Origin of the sequence: Bradyrhizobium sp. SZCCHNR1015, assembly GCF_032489875.1 — a bacterium.
Lineage (GTDB): Bacteria > Pseudomonadota > Alphaproteobacteria > Rhizobiales > Xanthobacteraceae > Bradyrhizobium.
This window is the reverse complement of sequence record NZ_JAUEYW010000009.1, coordinates 167,817-193,547: the sequence shown is the minus strand read 5'-3', so window position 1 is coordinate 193,547 and position 25,731 is coordinate 167,817. Positions and strand designations below refer to the sequence as shown.

Here is a 25,731-nt window from a genome sequence, read left to right as displayed (position 1 = left end):
GAAGGGGTGCGGCATGGCTAGGGCTCTCCGAGGCATTTTTGGCCAAAATTGCGCCGCTCGGACCTTACCGCCGCTCCCCCCAACAGGTCTGCAGGCCGGAGGACTGCGCCCGCATCATATAGGTTGCGGACAGCCGTCTCACGCCGGGGCCGGGCGTGCGGGCACTGCGCCGGACCGGGTTCGGCAGGATCGAGGCCATCAGCGCCGCCTCGCGCGGGCCGAGCCCCGCGGCCGAGCGGTTGAAGGCGTAATTCGCGCCGGCTTCGGCGCCGAACTGGCCGGACGGGCCGAGCTCGGCGATGTTGAGGTAGATTTCGAGGATGCGCCGCTTGCCGAGGACGAGGTCGATCCACAGCGCCAGCGGCAGTTCCAGCGCCTTGCGGACATAGCTGCGGCCCTGCCACAGGAACAGGTTCTTGGCGACCTGCTGGGTGATGGTCGAGCCGCCGCGGCTGACCTCGCCGTCCTCGGCATCGTCCATGACCTCGCGCAGCGCGCCCCAGTCGATGCCGTGATGGCTGCAGAATTTGGCATCCTCCGCCGCCACCACCGAGCGCGGCAGATACGGCGACATCGCCGAGAGGTCGATCCAGTGCCGCGTCACCGGCTGCCCCGTCACCGACCGCCACAGCATCAGGGTCGAGACCGGGTGGCCCACGGCATAGAACGGCGTCAGCGCGTAGGGCACGAGCAGCACCAGCACGGCGATCACGAGGAGGGTTCTGACGGTACGCAAGGGCAGGCGCCGCTCGGTTGGGACCGCCGTGGGGGCGGCCAGTTGGCCGGGATTATCCGACATCTCGATGTGGTTTCCTGCTTTTTTCCGCCGTTGCGGCTGAAAGCCGCCACCGCCCCGGCAATTGACGAAGTCGCCGCCATCAACGATTGTCCGGCGAATTTCGCCTCCCTGGAGCTCTTCTTAAATGACTGCGACGGCCACCGACTTCACCCAACGCCTGGACAAGACCGCGGAGGAGACCGAAGCGCTGCTCGGGGAGCTCCTGTCCGATGCGCCGATGGCCGACGAGATCATCAGGCCGAAGCGGCTGATCGAATCGATGCGCTATTCCAGCCTGAACGGCGGCAAGCGGCTGCGCCCGTTCCTGGTGGTCGAGAGCGCCGCCGTGTTCGGCGTCCCGCGCCGGGGCGCGCTGATGGCCGGCGCCGCACTCGAATGCATCCACTGCTACTCCCTCATCCATGACGACCTGCCGGCGATGGACAATTCCGATCTGCGCCGCGGCCGCCCCACGCTGCACAAGGCCTATGACGACGCCACCGCGATCCTGGCCGGTGACGCCCTGCTGACCATCGCCTTCGACATCATCACCCGCGACGAGATTCATCCCGATGCCGGCGTCCGCCTCGCTTTGACCCGGGCGCTGGCCCGCTGCGCCGGTGTCGGCGGCATGGCCGGCGGCCAGATCCTCGACCTCGCCGGCGAAGGCCGGTTCGGCGACAGCGGCCCGGTCGACGTCGCCCGCGTTCAGCAGATGAAGACCGGCGCCCTGCTCCGCTTCGGCTGCATCGCCGGCGCCCTGCTCGGTCAGGCCTCGGCGGCCGAGTACCAGGCGCTCGACGATTACGGCCGCGCGCTCGGAGAGGCCTTCCAGATCGCCGACGACCTGCTCGACGTCGAGGGCGATGCGGCGACGCTCGGCAAGCCGGCCGGCGCCGACGCCGAGCTCGGCAAAACCACCTTCGTCACCCAGCTCGGCATCGAGGGCGCCAGGCAGCGCGTCCGCGACCTGCTCGCCCGCGGCGACGCCGCGCTGTCGATCTTCGGCGCCAAGGGCGATGTGCTGCGCGCCGCCGCCCACTTCGTCGCCGAGCGCAAGAGCTGAGGCGGGGCGTTGGCCGGAGTCCATCCTGACGATCCGGACCTCGCCCGCTTTGCAAGGCTGCCGGCTGCGCTGCGCGTCATCTATGCGCGGCCGCGCACCTTCATCGCGCTGGGCATCGCGATCGTCGCGTTCTTCCTGCTGCCGCCGGCACTCCGCCTGATCACGCGGCTGCTGATCGGCTGGGACATCTTCACCACGATCTACCTCGTGCTGGTCGCGGTGATGATGCTGCGCAGCGAGCATCAGCACATCCGCCGCAAGGCGATCATGCAGGACGACGGCCGCTTCGTGATCCTGCTGGTCACGGCGCTCGGCGCCTTCGCCAGCATCGCCGCGATCGTGCTCGAACTCGGCGCCTCAAAGCGCGATGCTCCGGCGCTGACGCTGGCGCTGCTCACCGTCTCGCTGTCCTGGGCCGCGGTGCATGCGACCTTCGCCCTGCACTACGCCCATGATTATTACCGCGGCGCCAAGCCTGGGGGCCTGCAATTCCCCAGCGGCGACAAAGACGAGCACGCCGACTACTGGGACTTCGTCTACTTCTCCTTCATCATCGGCATGACCGCCCAGGTCTCCGACGTCGGCATCACCGACAAGATCATCCGCCGCACCGCGACCGTCCACGGCATCATCTCGTTCGTCTACAACACCGCGCTGGTCGCCCTGATGGTCAACATCGCCGCCAGCGCGATCTCCTCCTGATCAGTTGCATACCTCGACGCTGGCATTGTTGGCCGGCCCGCCGCCGCCGCGATATTCGAGCCGGCAGCCGGGCCGGACGGTGCGGCACAGATAGGCGTCGCAATAGATCTGCCCGCCCGACTTCGCGGGCCGGGCCGCCTGCGTCTGCGGCCTGGTGTAGCCCTGGGCCGCCCCGATGCCGAGACCGCCACCACCTCCGATCCCCACCCCGACGCCCGTACCGGGAGCCGGCATCGGCAGGCCGGCGTCCGGTGCCGCACGGCCGCGGCGGCGCGACGGCACATCCTCGTCGCCGCTGCTGTCGCGCTTGGCGACCGGCTTCCGGTCGCGCCGCTTCTCGCATTCATTGTCGTCGTTGACGAACGAGCCTTCGGCACAGACGATGCGGGTGCAGCGGTCGCCGTCCGGCTTGCTGCCATGCTGGCAGACCAGGGGGCACACCCGCGCCTGCTTGAGCTTGATCGCCTGGAGCGCATCGGCCGATGCCGCCTGGGTGTCGAGCTTGGTGCCGGCATAGCGGTTGAACTGCGACAGCGAGCGGCGCGAGGCCGAGCCCCAGTCGCCATCGGCATCCTCGGTGAGGCAGCCGACCCGGCGCAGCTCGAGCTGCACCGACTTGGTGAGATCGGCGGGCTGCGCGGCCGGGGTCAGCGCGGCCACCTGCGGCCCCTGCTGCGGCGCTGCGGCCGTCGGCGTGCCGGACGAGGTCGCCGCGCGCGGATTGTCGACCGCCGCGAGCTGCTGGTCCCCGCGCTTCTTCTCGGCTTCGGCCGCCTGCTGCTGCGCGAGCTGCGTGGCCTTCTCGGCTGCGATCCGCGCCTGCTCCGCGGCCTTGGCCTCGGCCTCCGCCTTGGCGAGCGTCTCCTTGCGCGCGCCCTCGGCGGCGAGCCGCGCCCGCTCGGCCTCGGTCGCGCGGGCTTTCTCGGCGGCGACCACGCGGTTCTCCTCGGCGGTCAGCTTTTCGAGCTGCAGCTTGGCGAGGCTCGCATAGAAACCGTCGGGGTACTGCGCCAGGAAGGCGTTCAGCGCGCCCTTGTTGCCGACCTGCATCGCGAGCTCGTAATCGCGCCGGATGTCGGCCTGAGGGTTCGGCGGCGGCGTCACCGGCATCTGCGTCACGACGCGCGGCACGCCGGGAACCAGCGGCACGTCCTCGCCGCCGAGCGAGCCGTACACGAACGGTTCCTGGCGGTTGGCGGTCGCCTTCAACACCTCGTCGCGGACGAAGCCGAACGCCTTGCGGACGTCGAGCCCGGGCGTCGCGATGTGCCGCGACAGCGCCAAGGTGAACGGTGAGTTCTTGCCGTCGCCGTCCTGCGCCGTCGAACCGGCCTTGGCGGAATAGGCGATCAGCGTGTTCGGGCTGGTCGGCTCGACCTTGGCGAGGCCGCGGCCGAGGCTGCGGGTCGCCACCGTCCGCTGCATGTTGCGGGTGAACGGGTTGTCACGGCAGGCATCGAGAATGACGAGGCGCAGCTTCTTCGCCGGCTCGACGGCAACCAGAATGCGGTCGAGCGACAGCGTCTCGTCGTAGACATCGGTGTCGCGCTCGAGCCGGGCGTCGATCGGGATCAGATAGTTCGACCCTTCGACCTCCATGCCGTGGCCGGCGTAGTAGACCACCGCGATATCGGCATCGCGGGCGGCATCGGCGAAATCGCGCAGTGCCCGGCGCGTCTCCCGCGCGGTGAGATCGCGCCGGTAATCGACGACATCGAAGCCCGCGCTCTTGAAGGTCGCCGTCATGACCGCGCCGTCATTGACCGGGTTCGTCAGTTGCGGCACGTTCTGATAGGCGGAGTTGCCGATGACGAGCGCCACCCGCTTCTCCGCCATTGCCGGGTGGCCGGCCAGCAGCAGCGCTGCCGCCATGAGAAAACCGCCCAATCGAACTGACCACGACATCGTATCTACCCCATAGCCCTGGGAAACATGCTCGGTCTGCTAGCAGATTGCGGCCGTTCGGCTTGTGACCGGGATCACGCAAGGTTCGGTCCGGGGACATCCCGCCTGGGCCACGATATTTCTGTCGACGGAGCATCATCCGCAGTTCATGGCTTGCCAAGCCCCGTTTTGCATCGAAAATGCGATCCTTGTTTGTCCGCGGTTCCCCAGGGAGTTGGCCATGAGCGCAGACCGTTCCACCGTCGAGGCCGTCGTGCAGGGCTATTTCGACGCGCTCTACGAGGGCGACGCCGACAAGCTCGGCGCCGTGTTCCACCCCACCGCGGACCTGCGCTGGGTCGACAACGGCGAGCTCAAGATCCTCACGGTGCCGGACTGGCTGGCCTGGGTGCGCAAGCGCCCCTCCGCCAAGGGCGAAGGCAAGCCGCGCGAGGACTTCATCGTCACCATCGACCGTTCGGACGACAAGACCGCCTTCATCAAGGTGCGCTGCCAGCTGCCGCCGCGCTATTTCACCGATTACCTGGTGGCGATGAAGCTGAAGGACGGCTGGCAGATCGTGTCGAAGTCCTACCGCTACGACCTCCGGGATTGAGGCCGGCGCAAGGACGCCCGGCTGTTTCAAATGGAAGCCCATTTTCAGACCTTCCTGATCCTGCTGGCCGTGCTGGCGGGAACCGCCCTTCTTGCACGGCGAGCCAACCTGGCGCCGGCGATCCTGCTGATGCTCGCCGGCATCGCGCTGGCCTTCGTGCCGGGCATGCCCGCCTTCGCGCTGCCGCCGGAGTTGGTGCTGCTGGTGGTGTTGCCGCCGCTGATCTATTCGTCGAGCGTCGCGATGAGCTGGCGCGAGTTCAAGCGCAATCTGCGGCCGATCGTGCTGCTCGCGGTCGGCTGCGTGATCTTCACCGCCTCCATGGTGGCGATCGCGACCCACTATCTTCTCGGCCTGCCCTGGAGCCTCGGCTTCCTGCTCGGCGCCATCGTGGCGCCGCCCGACGTCGTGGCGCCGCTCGCCATCGCCCGGCGGCTGCACCTGCCGCGCCGGGTGATGGTCATCCTCGAAGGCGAGGGCCTCGCCAATGACGCGACGGCGCTGATCCTCTATCGCTTCGCCGTAGCCGCCATCACCACCGGCGCCTTCTCCTTTCCGGTCGCGGCCGGCGAGTTCGGCCTGATCGTGGTCGGCGAGATCGCGTTCGGCATCGGCGTCGGCTGGCTGATGCTGCGCGCCCGCCACTACGCCCGGGATCCGCAGGTCGAGATCACGCTGTCGCTGCTGACACCCTATCTCGCCTACTGGATCCCCGAGCATGTCGGCGGCTCCGGCGTGATCGCGACGGTCGCCTGCGGGCTCTATATGAGCTGGAACGGGCCGCTCTGGATCTCCTCCGCGACCCGCCTGCAGGGCGTGTTCTTCTGGGACCTCGTCGTCTACCTGATCGAGGGCATGCTGTTCCTCTTGACCGGCTTCCAGATGCGGCTGATCTACGAGAAGTCGAAGGCGTTCCCGCTCGACGAAATCATGATCGCCACCGCGCTCGTGGTCGCGATCGTCGTGATCGCACGCTTCGCCTGGACCTTTCCGGCAACCATCCTGCCACGCGTGCTGAGCCCCTCGCTGCGCGCCAGGGATCCGCTGCCGCCGTGGCAGCAGACCTTCATCATCGGCTTCACCGGGGTCCGCGGCACGGTCTCGCTCGCCACCGCGCTGGCGCTGCCGCTCACGCTCTCGACCGGTGAAGCCTTTCCCTATCGCGACGAGATCCTGTTCATCGCCTTCGGCGTGATCTTCTTCACCTTGATCGGCCTCGGCCTGACCCTGCCGATCGTCGTGCGCCTGCTCGGCGTCTCCAACACCGGACGCGCCGAGCATGTGCGAGAGCACGAGCAGGAGATTGCGGCACGGCGCGAGGGGCTCGACCGGGCGCTGAAGTCGCTGGAGATGATGACCAGCGACCGCGAGGTGTCCGACGAGGTCATGCGGCTGCTGCGCGCTCGACACGAGGTCCGCGTCAACCAGCTGCCGGCCGCGTTCGACGCCGACGAATACGACGCCTCCGCGCTCGGCATCGAGCTGACCCGCGAGCTGATCGGCGTGGAACGCAAGACCATTCACGTCATGCTCCGCGACGGCCAGATCACCGACGAAACCCGCCGCCGCATCGAGCGCGATTTGGATCTGGAAGAGGCGAGCCTCGCCAACCGGGAATACGGGGAGTTGCCGTTGTAGAAGTGGATTGTTGAGCGCAATCGCTCATCAACACGCACGCCGTCATTGCGAGCTGCGCTCGCAATGACGTGGATGGAGCGGGGGTACAGATACGGCGACTGAATTTGTAGACACAGCATTGTAGACACAGCATCTCATCCTCGCACCCGCGTTTCGCGTCCGAGCATTGATGTCTCTCTCGCCCTCTCTCAACAGAGGGCGCAGGGAAGGCCGGGCCCCGACTGAGGCCCGTGGCCCGCCTGCGAAAAAAATGCAGGCGGCAGGAACCACAGGTTCAGCCGGACAGACCCGGCCCTCCCTGCGCAATGGTTTTAACGGCTGCTTCGCACTCTCCCCGGGGACCGGGCTTTCTTGCCCCCGTCACCAGCGGATCATCACCGCCAGCTTGGCATCAGCATCGGGATGTCAGGACCATGCGACTTGACCGTCCGCGCCATGACGTTCGTCCGCAAGCACCGAGCTCACTGCGCCACGTCGCGTCCACCGCATCCCGCCTCCACGTTCGTGACGACCGCGAAGCGCCCCTCGTGAGCGAGGCGGGACGGGCGGAAACATCGATCTGATTTGCCCGACGGCACAAGGCCTGACGGCTGCGACATGGTAACGCGACGGGCAAAATTTGAGATTCGTAAGTGCTGGCGGCTTGCCGAGCGAAGAACGGCCGATATGACCGATAGCCGACCACATCCTCCGCTGTCGTCCCGGCCTTGAGCCGGGACCCATAATCACAGGGCAGGGTGATAGCGAAGAAAGCAGCGGCAGCCTGCTCGACAACTGAGGTCGGTGGTTATAGGTCTCGGCTCAAGGCTGGGACGACACTGTTGGCGCGGTAAGATCTCGCCAACAAACTTGCTCTTGTCTCACGTGGTCCGATCCGCCGCCCATCGCCGGTTCTCACCGCGCTCAACGTGGCAGCCTCTCTCACCGCTCGATCATCCAGCGCGTCACCGCCTGGTGGTAGTTCATCGGGCCAGGCACGGTCTTGTAGGTCTTCAAGTAGCGGAAACCCGCCGTCTGCAGCGCGCGGTTGGGGGCGGTGTTGTAGGCGTGCGGCTCGCAGAACAACTGCTTGAGCTGCAGCTTCTCGAAATACAGGTCGACGCTGCGGCTGACGCATGCGGCGCCGAGGCCGCGGCCGCGCAGCTCCGGCTCGGTGACGTGCAGATGCATGTGGGCGCGATTGCCGTAGACGATGCGGTCGCAGCTGGAGAAGCCGATCGGCCGGCCGTCGAGCCGCCAGATCACCAGCAGCGCCGCGCGCTCGGCGAGCGGCGTCGCGTAGAGCGTCTTGAACAGGCTGCTCCAGACCGCCCTGGTCGGCATCCGGGTCGGATCGATGCCCATCAGGTCGAGCTGCTCGATGCTCGACGCATAGAAGTAGTCGATGACCAGCGAGGTCTCGGCGAGCTCCATTTCACGGATATCGAGAGTCATCGAGGCGTCCCTTTTTCAGCAGGCCTCAAGGTGCTGATCATGCGGGCAGCAGTGGGGCGTGGCCGGCGGATCGTGCCGGTCACGGCAGCGGCGCGTAGCGGCTGATCCACGGATGAAAATTCCAGACTGAGGCGCGCGGCACAAGCAGCTGACGGTTGCAGGGCTGGCCGCTCTCAAGGTTGCACTTTGAAGAGGAGGTCGCTTTGCCGGCTCTTCCTCGTGCTTTCGGCGCCCTGCGCCACGGCGAACGCGTATGCCGCGACCTGAATGATGCGCACGCTTGCTTCCCCATCGTCATGGCCGGGCTTGTCCCGGCCATCCACCTCGTTCGGCATCCTGGGAAAGACGTGGATGCCCGGGACAAGCCCGGGCATGACGGAGAAACTAATAAGCAGATGCTCGGGCAGCGATATGAAGCACAGCGCAATCATCCCAGAGACGCAGGAGGCGCCGCCGATTCAGATCCGGGCGCCCCTACTCCGCCGCGGTCACGCTTTCCGCAGCCTTGGCTCCGCTGCCGTAGCGCTGGTCGATGTAGTCGATCACCAGCGCCTTGAAGTCGGCGGCGATGGTCGGACCGCGCAGGGTGCGGAACTTCTTGCCGTCGACGAAGACGGGCGCGGCCGGGGCCTCGCCGGTGCCGGGCAGCGAGATGCCGATATTGGCGTGCTTGGATTCGCCGGGGCCGTTGACGATGCAACCCATGACGGCGACGTTGAGCGCTTCCACGCCCGGATATTGCGTCTTCCAGGCCGGCATCTCCTCGCGGATGAAGTCCTGGATCGAGCGCGCCAGCTCCTGGAACGTGGTCGAGGTGGTGCGGCCGCAGCCCGGGCAGGCCGCGACCAGCGGCACGAAGGTGCGGAAGCCCATGGTCTGCAGCAGCTCCTGCGCGACCTGGACCTCGAGCGTGCGGTCGCCGCCGGGCTCCGGGGTCAGCGAGATGCGGATGGTGTCGCCGATGCCCTGCTGCAGCAGGATGCCGAGCGCGGCCGAGGAGGCGACGATGCCCTTCGAGCCCATGCCGGCCTCGGTGAGGCCGAGATGGATGGCGTAGTCGGAGCGCGCGGCGAGGTCCTGATACACAGCGATCAGGTCCTGCACGGCCGAGACCTTGGCCGACAGGATGATGCGGTCCTTCGGCATGCCGAGCTCCTGCGCGCGCTCGGCCGAGTGCAGCGCCGACTGCACCATCGCCTCGCGCATCACCGCGCGCGCATCGCGCGGGTTCGCGGAGGCCGCGTTCTCGTCCATCAGCTTGCTGAGCAGCTCCTGGTCGAGCGAACCCCAATTGGCGCCGATGCGCACCGGCTTGCCGTATTTGTTGGCGAGCTCGATGATGGTCGAGAACTGGGTGTCGCGCTTGTCCTTGAAGCCGACATTGCCGGGATTGATGCGGTATTTCGCCAGCGCCTCGGCGCAGGCGGGATAGTCGGTCAGCAGCTTGTGGCCGATGTAGTGGAAGTCGCCGATCAGGGGCGTGGTGATGCCGCGCTTGTCGAGCTGCTCACGGATGTGCGGGACCGCGGCGGCGGCCTCGTCGCGATCAACGGTGATGCGGACCATCTCCGACCCGGCGCGCGCCAGCGCTGCGACCTGGGCCACCGTCTGCTCGACATCGGCGGTGTCGGTGTTGGTCATGGACTGGACCACGATCGGCGCCCCGCCGCCCACGGCGACGTTGCCGACCATGACTTTGGTGGTCTGATGCCGGGGAGCGGGTCCGGCGACATCGGTCTGGGTCAGTGTCTCGGGCTTGTTCATGGGCGCTCGGATATCAGGTTTTGGTGACATTCAGCAATGGATCAGTCGCGGCCAGGACCACGCGGTTCGGGCGGTTTACGAGAAAAAGCCCAACGATCACAAGCACGGCGGCGAGGCCAAAGGCCAGCGTCAGGGCGTCATGCAGGATGAAATAGCTCGCCACCACCCCGAATAAAGGGGTGATGAAGGTAAATGCCGACAATTTGCTGGCCGAATAGGCCTTCACCAGCGCGAACCACAGGGTAAAGGTGGTCCCGACCACCCAGATCGACTGGTAGGCCATCAGGCCGATCACGAACGGGCTGGGAACCTGATGGAGCCGTTCCCCGGCCAGCAGGGCTGCCGCCCCCAGGATCGGAATCGACATGGCAACCTGGTAGGACAGGGCCTTCTCCGGGGGGGCGAAGCGGAGCCGGGTGCCTTTTGCGACGACCGTGGTCGCGCCCCACAGCAACCCGCCCCCGACCACCATGAGGTCGCCGAGCAGCACGGTTCGATCGACATTGGCCTGGGGAACGCCGATCGCCAGCGCCACGCCCGCGAAACTGAGCGCCAAGCCCGACCATTGCATGGCGCCGAGCCGCTCGCCCAGGAAGCGGTAGGAGCCAAGCGCGACGAAGAACGGCGCGGTGTACAGGAACACGACCGCGCGAGAGGCGGACGTCAGCAGCAATCCGCCATAGATCAGCACGAACTCGACGCCGAACATCGTGCCGGCGATCAGGCCGGGGACGAGCGTGCCGTCGCGCTCGAACATCCTCACGCCGCGCACCCGGGCGATGAGCAGGAGGACGGGCAGCGCCCCGGCCGAGCGCAAGGTCGCCTGCAGCATCGGCGGAATCTCCGGTAGCGCCAGCTTGACCGCGATCTGGTTGAAGGCCCAGGAGATGCAGAGGACGAGAATGACTGCGATGGCGCCGGGGCCAAGGGGCCGGCTCGCGGCTGACGAGGTGGACGTTGCGGACACGAGGACGTGGACTCCCGAAAGCGTTTCCTTGTTGGACCGCAATTGAACCTGCGGTCAGCGTAGCCGCCAACCACCCGAGACGAGGCTGATGTGGCTGCTGCAACGGCACTGGTCACCTCGCCCCGCTGGCGGGGAGAGGGGCGCACCAGCCTCGCGGCAAGGTCATCGCATACGACGGTCGGTCACATGTGTACAGCTGTGCGACTTGAGCTCCAGTGACCGACCTCACGCCGCCTTCTGGCAATGGGCGCACAGCCCGGTGATCTCGACGACCGACAGTTTCGGCGTGAAGCCCGATGCCGCGGCAGCCAGCTTCAGGCTTTCCGCGATCGGCGCTGCCGGAACCTCGCCGACGGCGCCGCAGCTCTCGCAGATCAGGAACGCCACCAGCGCGGTCTGCTCATGGTCGTGGGCGCAGGCGAGGAAGGCGTTGCGGCTCTCGATGCGGTGCACCAGGCCGTTCGCCATCAGGAACTCGAGCGCGCGATAGACCGTGATCGGCGCCGGCCGCGCGGCGACCTTGGCGAGTTCCTCGATGATCTCGTAGGCGCCGAGCGGCCGGTGGCTCGACAGCAGCGCCTCCAGCACCTGGCGGCGCTGCGGCGTGAACTTCTGGCCACGCTGGGCGCAGATGCGCTCGGCATGGTCCAAGGCATCGGCCGCGCAGCGGCCATGATCGTGGTCCGGCGCCGGGAAGGTGGGTTTTGCGAGGGTCATTGGCGACAATCTAGCATCTCGGGCCGCTCTCGCCAAAGGCCGCGGCCGAGCCATGCATCCTGAGCGGAGCGGGTGCGCTCGGCGGGGCCATGAAATATTCATAAGCTTGCTTATTATATCCGTGGCTCATTACAGCCAAAGCTTAGTTCCCTCCGATCCCGAATCGAGACCGCCATGAGCCGCACCTCCGCGGACGCCAACTTCCTGTTTACGCTCGGCGAGCTGCAGCGCCTGATGCGCGCCTATGCCGACAAGGAGGCCGCGCGCTTCGGCATGACCCGCGCGCAATGGGCCGTGCTGGCCAAGGTCGAGCGCAACGAGGGGATGAAGCAGTCGGAGCTGGCCGAGCAGCTGGAGATGCAGCCGATCACGCTGACACGGCTGATCGACAAGCTCGCCGAAGCCGGGCTGATCGAGCGCCGCGGCGACGACACCGACCGCCGCGTCAACAGGCTCTATCTGAAGAAGGCCGCCCGCCCGCTGCTCGCCAAGCTCGGCGTGCTCAAGGCCGAGCTGACCGACACCGCCCTTCAGGGCATCAGCGCCGGTGATGCCGAGCGGCTGATGACCCATCTCGAAGCCATCAAGGAAAACGTGAGAAACGCCCTGCAGTCGCTGTGCGACGAGCAGCGAAAGGAACAGCGCTATGGCTGAGCCCGCCCTGAAACTCGCCCCTGAACAGAAGGCCAGCCCCGATGCGGCGGCGCCCGCGGCCGCGGCCGCGAAGCCGGCGCGCCCCGGATTCCTGCGCCGCTACCGCCGCATCTTGCTGCTGGTCGTGCTGCCGCTCGTCGCCGCCATCGGCGGCCTCGTGCTGTATCTCAATGGCGGCCGCTACGTGACGACCGACGACGCCTATGTCGGCGCCCAGAAGGTGCTCATCACGCCCGATATCTCCGGCAAGATCGTCAAGGTCGTCGTCAAGGAAGGCCAGCAGGTGCAGAAGGGCGACGAGCTGTTCGAGATCGACCCCATGCCCTATCGCCTGGCGGTCGACCAGGCCAAGGCGGCGCTGGAGCAGGCGCGGACGAGCTATGAGAATCTCACCGCCAACATCAAGATCTACGGTCAGATGCTCGACCTCGCCCAGCAGGGCATCGAGCTCAAGCAGAAGGACGTCGAGCGCAAGCAGACGCTCGCCAAGAACAATTTCGGCTCGCAGCTCGACCTCGACAACGCCGCGAACGCGCTGGTGACGGCGAGCGCGCAGGCGCAGTTCATCAAGCAGCAGCTGTCGAATGCCAGGACGCAACTGCTCGGCAATCCCGAGCTGCCGCTGGAGCAGTTCCCGCCGTATGTCCAGGCGAAGGCCAAGCTCGACGACGCCCAGCGCGACCTCGACCACACCACCTTGCGCGCGCCGATGCCGGGCATCGCCACGCAGGTCGACCAGATCCAGCTTGGCCGCTTCGTCACCGCGGGCACGCCGGTCTTCTCGGTGATCGACATCGCCAATCCCTGGGTCGACGCCAATCCGAAGGAGAGCGACTTCACCTATGTCGCGGTCGGACAGCCGGTCGAGCTCGACGTCGACGCGTTCCCGAACCACCGCTTCAAGGGCACGGTCGGCTCGCTGTCGCCGGGCACCGGCGCGCAGTTCGCAATCCTGCCGCCGCAGAACGCGACCGGCAATTTCGTCAAGGTCGTGCAGCGCGTGCCGGTCAGAATCCATTTCGACAAGTCCGACAAGTTCGTCGCGAAGCTGAAGGCCGGCATGAGCGTCAACGTCTCGATCGACACCGGGCATGAGCGTTCGCTGGCCGGGCTGTTCGGATCGGCGCACGCGGCGGACAAGGACGAGTAGCGTCATGACCGCGCCGGCAGCCTCATCGGCGGTTCCGGGCCTGCGCCGGAACATGGTGACGATCTGCGCAATGACGGCGACGATCATGCAGGCGCTCGACACCACCATCGCCAACGTCGCGCTGCCCTACATGCAGGGCACCCTGTCGGCGTCGCAGGACCAGATCAACTGGGTGCTGACGTCCTACATCGTCGCCGCCGCGATCATGACCGCGCCGGTGGGATGGATCGCCAACCGCTTCGGCCGCAAGCGCACCTTCATCGTCTGCTCGGCCGGCTTCACCATCGCGTCCGTGATGTGCGGGCTGGCCCAGGACATCACGCAGATGGTGCTGTTCCGCCTGCTGCAGGGCGTGTTCGGTGCCTCGCTGGTGCCGCTGTCGCAGGCGGTGATGCTCGACTCCTACGCGCTGCATGAGCGCGCCAAGGCGATGGCCATCTGGGGCATGGGCGTGATGCTCGGCCCGATCATGGGGCCGTCGCTCGGCGCCTGGCTGACCGAGACCTATTCCTGGCACTGGGTGTTCTTCGTCAACCTGCCGTTCGGCGCCGTGACCGTGCTCGGCCTGATGGCGTTCATGGAGGAAACCAAGCCGAACGCGGAGCTGACCTTCGACTGGTTCGGCTTCGCCGCGCTCGCCATCGGCATCGGCTCGCTGCAGATCGCGCTCGACCGCGGCGAGGATCAGGGCTGGCTGGAGAGCAACGAGATCATCATCGAGTTCATCGTCGCCGGCGTCGGCTTCTATTATTTCCTGGCGCATTCGCTGACGACGCGGCGCCCGTTCATCCAGTTCGCGCTGTTCAAGGACCGCAACTTCGTCGGCGGCTGCGTGTTCATGACGGTGATGGGCTTGGTGCTGTTCTCGACCATGGCGCTGTCCTCGCCCTATCTGCAGAACGTCATCGGCTATCCCATCATCACCGCCGGCGTCCTGCTCGCGACCCGCGGCTGCGGCACCTTCGTCGCGATGATGCTGGTCGGCCGCCTGCTGCGCTACATCGAGGCGCGGACCTTGATCGTGGTCGGGCTGGCGCTGACGGCGCTGTCATTGTTCCAGATGACGGCGTGGACCGACCAGACCGGCGTGCCCGAGATCATCACCATCAGCATCATGCAGGGGTTCGGCTTCGGCCTCGTCTTCGTGCCGCTCTCGACCGTTGCGTTCCTGACGCTGCCGGGCGAGTTGCGCACGGATGGAACCTCGATGCTGACCCTGGTGCGAAATGTCGCAAGCTCGATCGGCATCTCCATCGCGATCGCGCAGCTCACCGAGGGAACGCGGCGCAACCACGCGATCCTGGTCGAGCACATCAATCCGTTCAATCACGCCCTGCAGATGCCCAATGTCGCCGGCCTGTTGAACCTGTCCACCGATGCCGGGCGCGCAATGGCCGACGCGATGGTCATGGTGCAGGCGCAGATCCTGGCCTTCTCGCACGACTACCAGCTGGTCATGACGTTCATCCTGGTGTCGATCCCGCTCGCGGTCATGATCGGCTCGACGCGCAGCGCGCTGCGCGCCCAGTCTGCCCCGGCCGACCACGCCGTGATGGAGTGACCGCTTCCCCGCGACGGAAAATGCGTACGCTATCGAGACACGGTGGGGTCGGGATAGCAAAAAGGTGACCACGACGTGATGGATTTGTAACTTCAATCCGGCGCGTTTCAGGCTATCTTCTGTTCACCCCACTCGGTTCTCTGCGTATGAGTTGCGCGCAGAGACTGCACCTCATGAGCGCCCCACTCGTGATGTGCCGGGCGGGGGCGGTGGCTCCTCCAGCGCCGCCCCCAGCCCCGGGGCTTCCCTTTTCATGTGTCTTGCTTACGGCTTCTGCAGTGGCTCGATCTTCGGCCCGGCAGCGGTATTCGTCTCCGTGGCCGGCACGATCACACCCGCCAGCGCCTGCACCGGATCGTCGCCGGGCTTGAATCCGGACTGCACCAGGATCTCGTCGATCAAGGGCTTCAGCGCGTGCACGCGCAGCAGCTCGCCGGCGAGGCCTTCGCCGAAGCCGACATTGCCGCCAGCGCCGACATTGCCGTTGCCGCCGAAGGCGCCACCGGTGTGCAGGATGCGGACGTCCTTCAGGTTGGCGATCGGCTTGACCATCTCGCCGAGCGCGGCGGGCATGGTCGCGATGCGCTGCTTGGCGAGCTCGAAATCGATCACGTTGCTGCCGAGCTTGTTCTGCGCCTCGTTCTTCATCAGGATCACCGCGGCTTCCGCCTCGCCGATCTGGCGCACGCCGACGGCCTTGATCTTGTTGGCCTCGGCCTCCGCTTCGGCCAGGGTCTTCGCCGCCGCGCCGCGATCGACCGCGGCGCGCTTCTCGGCCTCGGCTGCAACGGTGATGCCGGTCGAGCGCTGCTCGGCCTCTTTCCGCGCCGCCATGACCGCGGTCTGACGCTCGCGATCGGCGATCTCGATGGCGCGCGCCGTCGTCACCTTTTCCTCCGCGGAGACCGCGAGCGCCTCGGCCGCCTTGGCGACCGCGCGGGCCTCCGAGGTTTCCTTGCTCTTGGTCGCGATCTGGATGTCGTTGTCCTGGGTGGCGATCTGGATCTCGCGGTCGGCGTCGGTCTTGCGGCGGTTGATCGCGAGATTGCTTTCGATCGCCGCGGTCTCGCGCACCTTCAATGCCTCGGCTTCGCGCTGGGCGATCTTCTGCTGCGCCTCGATGCGGGCATTCTCCTCGGTCTGCCACGCGGTCTGGGTGGCGCTCGCAACCTCGGCGCGGGTGCTCGCGGTCTTGTTGGCGATGTCGCGCTCCTGGCTGAGCTCGGCCTCCTTCTTGGTGCGCTCGATCGTCAGGGTGAGCTGGCGCGCCTCGAGGTCCTTCTGCGCAATCGCGACCTCGTTGTCGCGCACGATCGCGTTGCGGTCGCGGCGGCGGGTCTCGGTGACCGTTTTCAAGAGAGTGAGGCCTTCGGCGTCGAAGAAGTTCTCGGCGTTGAAGAACGAGATGTCGGTCTGGTCGAGCTTGGTCAGCGACACCGATTCCAGCTCCAGGCCGTTGGACTGCACGTCGGCCTCGACCGCGGCCTGGACGTGCTTGACGAAATCCGAGCGCTTCTCCTGCAGGTCCAACAGCTCCATCGTCGCCGCGACCGAGCGCAGTCCGTCGACGAACTTGGCCTCGACCTGGTCGCGCAGCAATTCGGCATTGTTGGTGACGGCGCCGAGCGTCTGCGCGGCCAGCGCGATCGAATCGACGTCGGGTTTCACGCGCACGTAGAATTCGGCGTCGATGTCCACGCGCATGCGGTCCTTGGTGATCAGCGAATCCTTCTTCGAGCGCTCGACGCGCAGCCGCAGCGTCTTCAGATTCACGCGCGCGATGGAGTGGAAGATCGGCAGCACCACGGCGCCGCCGTCGAGCACCACCTTCTTGCCGCCGAGGCCGGTGCGCACGAACGCCTCGTCGCGGGTGGAACGATGGTAGAGAACGGCAAAGACAGTGCCGAGAACGACCAGCAGCACAACGCCGATCGACGCAGGCAGAACCAGATCAAACATGGGATTTACTTTCGGGTTGAGGAAAGTGTCTTGGGGCTAAAGTGTCTTGGAGCTCGTGAGCTCGTCGGCTGCGGCGATCGCGATGAAGCGGCCGTCCTTGCGGTCGACGAGGAGAACCGACGCGCCCACCAGCAAGGCTGGTGAGTCCGGCGCGGCCGAGGCCGTCACCATGTGCCAATTGCCGTGGACGTCCTTGACGCGAACGCGGCCGGGCAGCCCGCCGTCGAGCGGGCCGACCGCGACCTCACCGGTGCGGCCGACGAGATCGGACAGGCCGACCGCATAGCTCTCATCCTGCGGGACCAGCCGCGCCGCATAGCGCGTCGAGCTGCGCAGCAGCGGCACGGTGACGACGGCGGCGAGCATGCCCGCGGCCGTTGGCGGCAGCGCCACCGCTACCAGCCGCGCGGCATCCTGGATGAGAAAACCCGTGATCGAGAAGATGCCGAGCGCGAGCAGGATGCAGATCATCAGCGGCACACCGCCGACATTGATCCAGGACAGCACGTGACCGACGCTGGTGCTGTCGCCGTCGTGACCGAGATCGACGGTCTGGCCGAGCAGCTCGCTGATCGACAGGCCGATCAGCATCGAGCCGATCTCGACGCCGCCGACCAGCACGATCATCACGGCGGCGATCGCGAACGGCCGCACCTCGGGTTGCATGAAATGGTCGACGATGGTCATGGGACGACGCGCCCCTGCCCGTTCAATTCTGCGATTTCAGCCGCGCCAGCCGCTCGGCAATGTCCTTGTCGCGCTTCAGCTTCGACAATTCGTCGATGTCGGGCGACGGCGCGATGCCTTCCGGCACGCCGGTCGCGCGGGCGATGACGCGGGAGGCGCGCGCGGCCCTGGCGAGGCCGGTATCGCCAGACTTGCGCGATGTGGCCTTCGGCTGCTCGGCGAGCGCCTCGCTGCGCTCGAGCTCGACGAGACGCGCCTGCGCGTCCTGCAGGCTCGACAGGATCGCACGCAGCGTCGTGAGCACCGCATCGACGCGCTCGGCATTCTCGTCGATCGCCTTCGACAGCACCTCGAACTGGGCTTCGAGATCCATCTGCCGGGCGATGCCGGCGCGGGCGAGATCGTCGCGGTGCTCGGCGATGGCGACGCGGACCTGCTCAGCCAGCACGGTCGTCTCGCGCTCGATCTCGGCGCGGCGGGCGTTGAGCCGATATTCCTCGGCGCGCGCATGCGACAGGCTCTCGCGCGATTCGCGCTCGGCCTGCTCGATCTCGCGGATCGCCTGGCTGACCAGCGCGACCCGGTTCTTGTCCTCGGCCTTTTCGATCGCTCCATAGGCGATGCCGGCGATGAGGCGCCCGGCGCGTGACAGGAGCGTGTCGGGAGCCGGCGCGTGTTCGGCGAGCATGACGTGGTCCTTTCCTGGGCTGATGGTCGGATGTGAGCTGGCGGTGACGCCGAAACGGACTTCGACGTCGCCATTATCGGTGCGGACGAGTTGCGCCGGCGTCGCGTGCGTCCAGCCCGCGGCATAGCCGGTGACCTCGAACGGGATGGTGAAGCGGCCGAGCGCGGTGCCGAGCGACAGCGTGCCGGCGTCCCGAACATTCACCAGGCGGTCGTCGAGCGGCAGTCGCGGGGTCGATGCGGCGCGATAGGCGGCGCGGTCGCGCAGGCCGAGCGTGACCAGGCGCGAGGGCAGCCGGGTGGCCTTGCGGACCGGCCCATAGGCATGGCCGTGCAGCGCGACCAGATTGGCGCCGATGCCTTTGGCGGCAGCGATCTCGTCGAGCATGTCCATCATCCGGGCATAATCGGCGAAGGTCGCCTCGATCGCCGCCCGCGCCTCGGAGTTGGGGACGAGACGGTAGCGAACAGCCTGATCGTAAATTCCGGCCATGAGGAACATCAAAGCACTATTTTCGTGCTTTCGCAAGCCACCCTCTACCCCTGGGGAGCCGCACCTTTCCGTGACCACGCCGAACGCCGTGCACATGCAGATATGTCGCGCCGCCCCCATCCGGCGGTTTAAGGCCGATGAACAATCTCTGGTGATCGTTAAGACGGCTGATAACGGCAGCGCCAAAAGCACGGCATTGACGTGCAACGTCGCGATGAACACGCCTGACGTGCAGCGACCTCAGTGGATGTCGGGACGATCAGTCCAGCAGATCGCGGCAGCCGAGGTCGTCGATGGCGCGGAAGATGCGCTCCAGATGAGCCCACCAGATCAGCGGCGGGATCTCGATCGCCCATTGCCAGACCGGCTTGGTGATGTGCCACAGCACGGCGTAACGATAGTCCCGATCGAGCGCCGCGCGGTCATAGCCGGTGACACCATGCGCAACCAACGTCTCGTGATAGCAGTCGAGCAATGGCCGCTCGACGACGGAGCGGCGCTCGGGAAAGAGATGCAGCGCGATCATGTAGGCGAGATCCTGCGCCGGCACGTTGATCCGCCAATGGTCGAAATCGAACACACGGACGTCATCGCTGCCTGCGGCCTTGGGCACGAGGAAATTCCAGACATGCGCATCGCCATGGGCGATGCTGAGATTTCGCCGCGAATGATAGCGCTCCAGAAGCTGTGGCGTGGCCGCGAGGAAACGCTCGTAGATGGCGCGACGCTCTGCGCTCAGCCGGTCACCCAGCTGATCGGCGAAGCGCGCGTAGTGGCCGGCAAACTCGCTGACATTCGCCGCCGTCTGCTCTGGTGTCGCGAAGCTACCGACGCTCACGCCGAGCCGCGGATCGTCCCACCACGCCGCATGCAGCCGCGCCAGCGCGCGCACGATTCGCTCGGCGTCCGGCACGGTCGGCGGCAGCGGCCATTGTGTCGCCATCCGATGGGTGTCGGTGAGATCCTCCAGCAGCAGGTGCCAGGTCATGGCGCCTTCGTCCCAGGCACCGCCGAAGCCGCCCGGCACGAGGCGCGGCGGCATGACCCGTGCCAGCTCCCGATAGAAGGTGACCTCGTGGCGGCCGCCCTGCCACAGCGTCTTGGCAAAGGCCGGCAGCGGGGTCTTCAGGATCAGCGTCTTCGGCGCATCCGGCGCGGCGCCATCATAGGTCAGCCCAAGACGGATGATGCGCGACACCAGCATCGGGCGGTCGCTGATCACGGTGACATCCGACACCGTGCCAGAATCGAGCACGCCCGCGTCGCGCATCGTGGCCGTCAACGCGGCAGGCTCGGCAGCGGAGGGCAAGTCGGTTGAGGCCATGCGGGCCCTATCCCTTCAGGGTTGCAGCCTGGCCCACACTAGCATGGAAGTCGTTGAGCGCTACTTGATCGGCGCCCGCGGCAGTACGGTGTCGCCGGCTTCCATCCGGTAGACGTGATCGAGCGAGTACCAGGGCGCGGTGATATCGACCTCCGTCGGGTGCGGCGCATCGTGGCGAATGAAGTTGCCGAGCAGCGCCTTGGTCACGCCGAACTGCACGTCGCTGTCGATGTGCGGGTCGTTGGGGTCGTAGACCTGCGAGATCAGGACCTTGAAGCCGGGCTTGACGATCAGCGCATGCAGATGCGCCGGGCGATAGGGATGGCGGCCCTGCGCCTTCAGGAGACGGCCGACGACGCCGTCGGTCGGGATGGGGTAGCCGACCATCATCACCGAGCGAAACCAGAAGCGGCCGTCGGCGTCGGTCACGAGCTTGCCGCGCAGGTTCATGTCGGCCTGCTCCGGATCCTGGTTCTCGTAATAGCCGACCGGCGAGGCGTGCCAGACGTCGACCTCGGCGCCGGCAATCGGCGCGCCCTTCGGATCGACCACGCGCCCGTGCACGAACAACGCCGGACCCAGCGTCGCCGAACGCACGATCGAGCCGCCGTTCTCGGTAACAGGCGAATTCAGCCGCCAGAACGGGCCAAGCAGCGACTGCGCCGTCTCTGTGTTGCCGCCATCGCCATTGTTGAGCAGGCAGACCAGCGGCGAGACGCCGAGCGAGCCGGCCATCAGCACGACTTCGTTATGCGTGTCGTTGGTGCGCTGTCCGAGCTCGGCAATGATGGCGGCGGCTTCGCGAAATTCCGCCTCGGTCAGCCTGACATCGCGGACGAAGCCGTGCAGGTGCTTGATCAGCGACACCATGATCTCGCGCAGCCGCGGATTCTCGGTGCGCTCCATCACCGCCAATACGGCCGGCGTGACGTCCTGTTCGCGGGAGATGGTCATGGCGGCGCTCTCCGCTGTTTCCCCTCATGGTGAGGAGGCGCGAAGCGCCGTCTCGAACCATGAGGCCAGTGCCGGGCCTCATCCTTCGAGACGCCCGCCAAGAGGCGGGCTCCTCAGGATGAGGGTTTGGGATCAGTTGATCATCTCGACCGCCAGCGCGACGCCCTGACCGACGCCGACGCACATCGTGGCCAGCGCACGCTTGCCGCCGCGCACCTCAAGGCCGTGCACCGCGGTCATCGCGATGCGCGCGCCGCTCATGCCGAGCGGGTGTCCCAGCGCGATGGCGCCGCCATGCGGGTTGACGAAATCGGCGTCCTCGGCGACGCCGAGCTGGCGCAGGCAGGCGATGCCCTGGGAGGCGAACGCCTCGTTGAGCTCGATCAGGTCGAAATCGCTGATCTTCAGGCCGAGCCGCTCCATCAGCTTGCGCACCGCCGGCACCGGGCCGATGCCCATGATGCGCGGCGGCACGCCGGCGGAGGCGAGACCGAGCACGCGCGCGCGGGGCGTGAGGCCGTGCTTCTTCACCGCCGCTTCCGAGGCGAGAATCATGGCGGCGGCGCCGTCATTGACGCCGGAGGCGTTGCCGGCCGTGACGGTGCCGGGATTGCGCACGATCGGCTTCAGCTTGGCGAGGCCTTCGAGCGTGGTCTCGGGGCGCGGATGCTCATCCTTGTCCACCGTCACAGGGCCGGCCTTGCCGCCGGGCACCATGACCGGCGTGATCTCGGCGGCGAAATAGCCCGACGCGATCGCCTTTCCGGCGCGCTGCTGGGAGCGGATCGCGAACGCGTCCTGGTCGGCGCGCGAGACCTGGAATTCCTCGGCGACGTTCTCGCCGGTCTCCGGCATGGAGTCGACGCCATACTGCTGCTTCATCAAGGGATTGATGAAGCGCCAGCCGATCGTGGTGTCGAAGATCTCGGCCGAGCGCGAGAACGCTTCCGTCGCCTTGCCCTGCACGAACGGCGCGCGCGTCATGGATTCGACGCCGCCGGCGATCGCCAGATCGACCTCGCCGGCGCGGATCGCACGTCCCGCCGCGCCGACCGCGTCGAGGCCGGAGGCGCAGAGACGGTTCAAGGTCTGGCCGGGAATGGAATCCGGCAGGCCCGCGAGCAGCAGCGCCATGCGCGCGACGTTGCGGTTGTCCTCGCCAGCCTGGTTGGCGCAGCCGAAGAACACCTCGTCGACGGCAGCCCAGTCGAGATTGGGATGCTTCGCCTTGAGCGCCTTGAGCGGGGTGGCCGCGAGATCGTCGGTGCGCACCTTGGCCAGCGCGCCGCCGAAGCGGCCGATCGGAGTCCGCACCGCATCACAAATGAACACGTCTCGCATCGCTCTCTCCCGAACTTTCGTGTTTCTGGTCAGAATTGACGGCGGTTTTAGGAGTGCCCTGGAGGCAGGTCAAATGACGGGGACGCGGGGTGCTATGCGCCGACAATGGCGTGCGCACACCGTCTCCCCGCACACGGTGCGCCCCCTCCCCCGCTTGCGGGGGAGGGTTGGGGTGGGGGCCGCCCCAAGCGCCACTCGTCGTGTGGAGAGACGTCCCCCACCCGTATCGCATCTTCGATGCGATACGACCTCCCCCGCATCCGCCTTCGCTCCTCGAGCTACGGCGGACAAGCGCGGGGGAGGCGCAACGACTTTCACTGCCCGAACCGCAAGTTTGGCGAACACCGTCGCGCCACACTCGCCATCATTCCGGGGCGGCGCGCGCAGCGCGGCGAGCCCGGAATCCATCCGGCTGCGCGTGATGCCGCACGATGGATTCCGGGTTCGTGCTGCGCACGGCCCGGAATGACGAGAGGAGAGAGCGGCGCCCCTCACAAGCGGTCGATCAGGGCAAGAATCGCCATCGTGGAAAACCGGGACATCGCCTGCAAAGCGGTAGGACCGTCCGGGCAAATTGGCTAGTTTCCGCGCCATGACGATCCAGCAACCCATCTCCGCCCCGGTTCCGCCTGACACCGCGCCCGCCGAGGCGCCGGCCAAGCTCACGCCGATGATGGAGCAGTATCTCGACATCAAGGCAGCGCATCCGGGGCTGATGCTGTTCTACCGGATGGGCGACTTCTACGAGCTGTTCTTCGAGGATGCGGAGGTCGCCTCGAAAGCGCTCGGCATCGTGCTGACCAAGCGCGGCAAGCACCTGGGCCAGGATATCCCGATGTGCGGCGTGCCGGTGGAGCGCTCCGAGGACTATCTGCATCGCTTGATCGCGCAAGGCATCCGCGTCGCCGTGTGCGAGCAGATGGAGGATCCGGCGGCGGCGCGGGCGCGCGGCAACAAGAGCGTGGTCAAGCGCGGCGTGGTGCGCGTGGTGACGCCGGGCACCTTGACGGAAGACAATCTGCTCGACGCGCGCGCCAACAACTATCTGCTGGCGATCGCGCGCAGCCGCGGCTCGTCCGGCGGCGACCGGCTCGGGCTCGCCTGGATCGACATCTCGACTTCGGACTTCATCGTCACCGAATGTGCCTTTGTCGAGCTCACGGCGACGCTGGCCCGTATCAACCCGAACGAGGTCATCGTCTCCGACGCGCTGTATTCGGACGCGGCGTTCGAGCCTGTGCTGCGCGAGCTTACCGCCGTGACGCCGCTGACCCGCGACGTGTTCGACGGCGCCACCGCAGAGCGGCGGCTGTGCGACTATTTCGCGGTCGCGACCATGGACGGGCTCGCGGTGCTGTCGCGGCTGGAGGCGACCGCCGCCGCTGCCTGCGTCACCTATGTCGAGCGCACGCAAGTGGGCCAGCGCCCGCCGCTGGCGCCGCCAGCGCGCGAGGCGACCGGCAGCACCATGGCGATCGATCCGGCGACCCGCGCCAATCTCGAATTGACGCGCACGCTCGCCGGCGAGCGGCGCGGCTCGCTGCTCGACGCCATCGACTGCACGGTGACCTCGGCCGGCTCGCGTCTCCTCGCGCAACGCCTCGCTGCGCCGCTGACCGAGCCCGCGCAGATCGGGCGAAGGCTCGACGCGGTCAACGTCTTCGTTGCCGACAGCGCCGCACGCGAGGACATCCGCTCGATCCTGCGCGGCGCGCCCGACATGACCCGCGCGATGGCGCGGCTCTCGGTCGGCCGCGGCGGCCCGCGCGATCTCGCCGCTCTGCGCGATGGCATCCTCGCCGCCGACCAGGCGCTGGAGCGGCTGTCGGCGCTCGACCAGCCGCCGCAGGAGATCGCCTCGGTGATGGCCGCGCTGGCGCGGCCGGCGCGCGCGCTGGCCGACGAATTCGCCCGCGCGCTCGACGAGCAGCTGCCGCTGATCAAGCGCGACGGCGGCTTCGTTCGATCAGGCTATGATGCGACCTTGGACGAGACGCGCAATCTGCGCGACGCCTCGCGGCTCGTCGTCGCCTCGATGCAGGCGCGCTACGCCGACCAGACCGGCGTGAAGGCACTCAAGATCCGGCACAACAACGTGCTCGGCTATTTCGTCGAGGTCACCGCGCAGCACGGCGACAAGCTGATGACGGCACCGTTGAACGCGACCTTCATCCATCGCCAGACGCTGGCCGGCCAGGTGCGTTTCACCACGTCGGAGCTCGGCGAGATCGAGGCCAAGATCGCCAATGCCGGCGAGCGCGCGCTCAATCTCGAGCTCGAGATCTTCGACCGGCTGTGTGCGGCCGCGCTCGCGATCGGCGACGATCTGCGCGCCGCCGCGCATGGCTTTGCGATGCTGGATGTCGCCACCGCCCTCGCCAAGCTCGCGGTCGACGACAACTACGTCAGGCCCGAGGTCGATGGCTCGCTCGGCTTTGCCATCGAAGGTGGCCGCCATCCGGTGGTCGAGCAGGCCCTGAAGCGCGAGGGTCAGCCGTTCATCGCCAATTCCTGCGACCTGTCGCCGACGCCGGGACACAAGAGCGGCCAGCTGTGGCTGCTCACCGGTCCGAACATGGCGGGTAAATCGACCTTCCTGCGTCAGAACGCGCTGATCGCCTTGCTGGCGCAGATCGGCAGCTTCGTGCCGGCGAGCCGCGCCCGCATCGGCATCGTCGACCGGCTGTTCTCGCGCGTCGGCGCCGCAGACGATCTCGCGCGCGGACGTTCGACCTTCATGGTCGAGATGGTCGAGACCGCCGCGATCCTCAACCAGGCCGGCGAGCGCGCGCTGGTGATCCTCGACGAGATCGGACGCGGCACCGCGACGTTCGACGGTCTCTCCATTGCCTGGGCGGCGATCGAGCATCTGCACGAGAGCAACCGCTGCCGCACGCTGTTCGCGACGCATTACCATGAGCTGACAGCCCTCGCCGCCAAGCTGCCGCGGCTGTTCAATGCCACGGTGCGGGTCAAGGAATGGCAGGGCGACGTGGTGTTCCTGCACGAGGTGCTGCCCGGCTCGGCCGACCGCTCTTACGGCATTCAGGTGGCGAAGCTCGCCGGTCTCCCCCCGGCGGTGATCAGCCGCGCCAAATCGGTGCTGGCGAAGCTGGAGGCTCAGGACCGCGGCCAGAGCGCGCGTGCGCTGGTCGACGACCTGCCGCTGTTCGCGGTGCCGTCGCGCGCGGCCGTGGAGCCTGCGATGTCGAAGGAGACGGAGGAGCTGATCGCCGCGGTGACGGCGCTGCATCCCGACGAGATGACGCCGCGCGAGGCGATGGACGCGCTGTATCGGCTGAAGGCGAAGCTGCCGCGCAACTGATTTGTTTCTCCGTCATTCCGGGGCGCGCAT

21 protein-coding genes are annotated in these 25,731 nt (G+C 67.2%); 8 read left to right on the top strand and 13 right to left on the bottom strand.

Annotation, left to right across the window (positions count from 1 at the left end; genetic code table 11):
• Window positions 1–64: 64 nt before the first annotated feature.
• Window positions 65–736 (bottom strand): monofunctional biosynthetic peptidoglycan transglycosylase, encoded by a 672-nt coding sequence (mtgA, locus tag QX128_RS17135; RefSeq protein ID WP_316179423.1) that lies wholly within the window; start codon window positions 734–736, stop codon window positions 65–67.
• A gap of 187 nt (window positions 737–923) precedes the next feature.
• On the opposite strand from mtgA, the gene QX128_RS17130 reads away from it, so the two are divergent.
• Together QX128_RS17130 and QX128_RS17125 are read left to right on the top strand one after the other, a co-directional pair.
• Complete coding sequence (locus QX128_RS17130; RefSeq protein WP_315801749.1) at window positions 924–1,844, top strand: farnesyl diphosphate synthase; 921 nt, start codon at window positions 924–926, stop codon at window positions 1,842–1,844.
• 9 nt (window positions 1,845–1,853) lie between these two features.
• Complete coding sequence (locus QX128_RS17125; RefSeq protein WP_316238024.1) at window positions 1,854–2,546, top strand: DUF1345 domain-containing protein; 693 nt, start codon at window positions 1,854–1,856, stop codon at window positions 2,544–2,546.
• Here QX128_RS17125 and QX128_RS17120 read toward each other — a convergent pair whose 3' ends face one another.
• Window positions 2,547–4,451, bottom strand: a complete 1,905-nt coding sequence (locus QX128_RS17120) for a caspase domain-containing protein (protein WP_316238023.1) — start codon at window positions 4,449–4,451, stop codon at window positions 2,547–2,549.
• 220 nt (window positions 4,452–4,671) lie between these two features.
• Between QX128_RS17120 and QX128_RS17115 the strand changes: the two genes are divergently transcribed.
• Both QX128_RS17115 and QX128_RS17110 read left to right on the top strand, forming a co-directional pair.
• Entirely contained in the window at window positions 4,672–5,046 is a 375-nt protein-coding gene (locus QX128_RS17115) for a nuclear transport factor 2 family protein (protein WP_315801752.1), read from the top strand.
• 30 nt (window positions 5,047–5,076) lie between these two features.
• Entirely contained in the window at window positions 5,077–6,684 is a 1,608-nt protein-coding gene (locus QX128_RS17110; RefSeq protein ID WP_316179203.1) for a Na+/H+ antiporter, read from the top strand.
• A gap of 921 nt (window positions 6,685–7,605) precedes the next feature.
• On the opposite strand, the gene QX128_RS17105 is transcribed toward QX128_RS17110, so the two are convergent.
• The 5 genes from QX128_RS17105 to QX128_RS17085 all read right to left on the bottom strand — a co-directional run bounded on the left by QX128_RS17105 (window position 7,606) and on the right by QX128_RS17085 (window position 11,566).
• Window positions 7,606–8,118 (bottom strand): GNAT family protein, encoded by a 513-nt coding sequence (locus QX128_RS17105; protein ID WP_316179201.1) that lies wholly within the window; start codon window positions 8,116–8,118, stop codon window positions 7,606–7,608.
• Between the two features lie 173 nt (window positions 8,119–8,291).
• On the bottom strand, window positions 8,292–8,549 hold the full coding sequence (locus QX128_RS17100) for a hypothetical protein (protein ID WP_316179199.1): 258 nt from the start codon (window positions 8,547–8,549) through the stop codon (window positions 8,292–8,294).
• 43 nt (window positions 8,550–8,592) lie between these two features.
• On the bottom strand, window positions 8,593–9,882 hold the full coding sequence (gene ispG, locus QX128_RS17095) for a flavodoxin-dependent (E)-4-hydroxy-3-methylbut-2-enyl-diphosphate synthase (protein WP_315803808.1): 1,290 nt from the start codon (window positions 9,880–9,882) through the stop codon (window positions 8,593–8,595).
• A gap of 13 nt (window positions 9,883–9,895) precedes the next feature.
• Window positions 9,896–10,849, bottom strand: coding sequence for a DMT family transporter (locus tag QX128_RS17090; RefSeq protein WP_316179196.1), 954 nt, complete (start codon window positions 10,847–10,849; stop codon window positions 9,896–9,898).
• Window positions 10,850–11,074: 225 nt separating this feature from the next.
• The gene (locus tag QX128_RS17085) at window positions 11,075–11,566 is read right to left on the bottom strand and encodes a Fur family transcriptional regulator (RefSeq protein WP_315751916.1); all 492 of its coding nucleotides are present in this window, start codon (window positions 11,564–11,566) and stop codon (window positions 11,075–11,077) included.
• A 174-nt stretch (window positions 11,567–11,740) separates the two neighbouring features.
• Here QX128_RS17085 and QX128_RS17080 point away from each other — a divergent pair, with 174 nt between their 5' ends.
• Genes QX128_RS17080 through QX128_RS17070 form a run of 3 tightly spaced genes read left to right on the top strand, consistent with a single transcriptional unit; the run spans window position 11,741 to window position 14,931 of the window.
• Entirely contained in the window at window positions 11,741–12,220 is a 480-nt protein-coding gene (locus tag QX128_RS17080; RefSeq protein ID WP_315803810.1) for a MarR family transcriptional regulator, read from the top strand.
• Window positions 12,213–13,370, top strand: coding sequence for an HlyD family secretion protein (locus QX128_RS17075; protein ID WP_316179190.1), 1,158 nt, complete (start codon window positions 12,213–12,215; stop codon window positions 13,368–13,370). Before QX128_RS17080 ends, QX128_RS17075 begins: the two co-directional genes overlap by 8 nt.
• Before the next feature lie 4 nt (window positions 13,371–13,374).
• Complete coding sequence (locus tag QX128_RS17070; RefSeq protein WP_316238022.1) at window positions 13,375–14,931, top strand: DHA2 family efflux MFS transporter permease subunit; 1,557 nt, start codon at window positions 13,375–13,377, stop codon at window positions 14,929–14,931.
• 264 nt (window positions 14,932–15,195) lie between these two features.
• On the opposite strand, the gene QX128_RS17065 is transcribed toward QX128_RS17070, so the two are convergent.
• From QX128_RS17065 to pcaF, 6 genes are all read right to left on the bottom strand, one after another.
• Window positions 15,196–16,890 carry a flotillin family protein gene (locus tag QX128_RS17065; RefSeq protein ID WP_315803813.1) on the bottom strand — a complete coding sequence of 565 codons (1,695 nt, stop codon included), beginning with the start codon at window positions 16,888–16,890 and terminating at the stop codon, window positions 15,196–15,198.
• Window positions 16,891–16,926: 36 nt separating this feature from the next.
• Window positions 16,927–17,577, bottom strand: coding sequence for an OB-fold-containig protein (locus QX128_RS17060; protein WP_316238021.1), 651 nt, complete (start codon window positions 17,575–17,577; stop codon window positions 16,927–16,929).
• Between the two features lie 22 nt (window positions 17,578–17,599).
• The gene (locus QX128_RS17055; protein WP_316238020.1) at window positions 17,600–18,766 is read right to left on the bottom strand and encodes a PspA/IM30 family protein; all 1,167 of its coding nucleotides are present in this window, start codon (window positions 18,764–18,766) and stop codon (window positions 17,600–17,602) included.
• 250 nt (window positions 18,767–19,016) lie between these two features.
• The gene (locus QX128_RS17050) at window positions 19,017–20,081 is read right to left on the bottom strand and encodes a phosphotransferase (RefSeq protein ID WP_316179183.1); all 1,065 of its coding nucleotides are present in this window, start codon (window positions 20,079–20,081) and stop codon (window positions 19,017–19,019) included.
• 60 nt (window positions 20,082–20,141) lie between these two features.
• A complete protein-coding gene (locus QX128_RS17045; RefSeq protein WP_316179181.1) occupies window positions 20,142–21,035 on the bottom strand; it encodes a dioxygenase in 894 nt (297 codons plus the stop codon).
• A 132-nt stretch (window positions 21,036–21,167) separates the two neighbouring features.
• Complete coding sequence (gene pcaF, locus QX128_RS17040) at window positions 21,168–22,376, bottom strand: 3-oxoadipyl-CoA thiolase (protein ID WP_315803817.1); 1,209 nt, start codon at window positions 22,374–22,376, stop codon at window positions 21,168–21,170.
• Between the two features lie 592 nt (window positions 22,377–22,968).
• On the opposite strand from pcaF, the gene mutS reads away from it, so the two are divergent.
• Window positions 22,969–25,701 (top strand): DNA mismatch repair protein MutS, encoded by a 2,733-nt coding sequence (mutS, locus tag QX128_RS17035; RefSeq protein WP_316238019.1) that lies wholly within the window; start codon window positions 22,969–22,971, stop codon window positions 25,699–25,701.
• Window positions 25,702–25,731 lie beyond the last annotated feature (30 nt).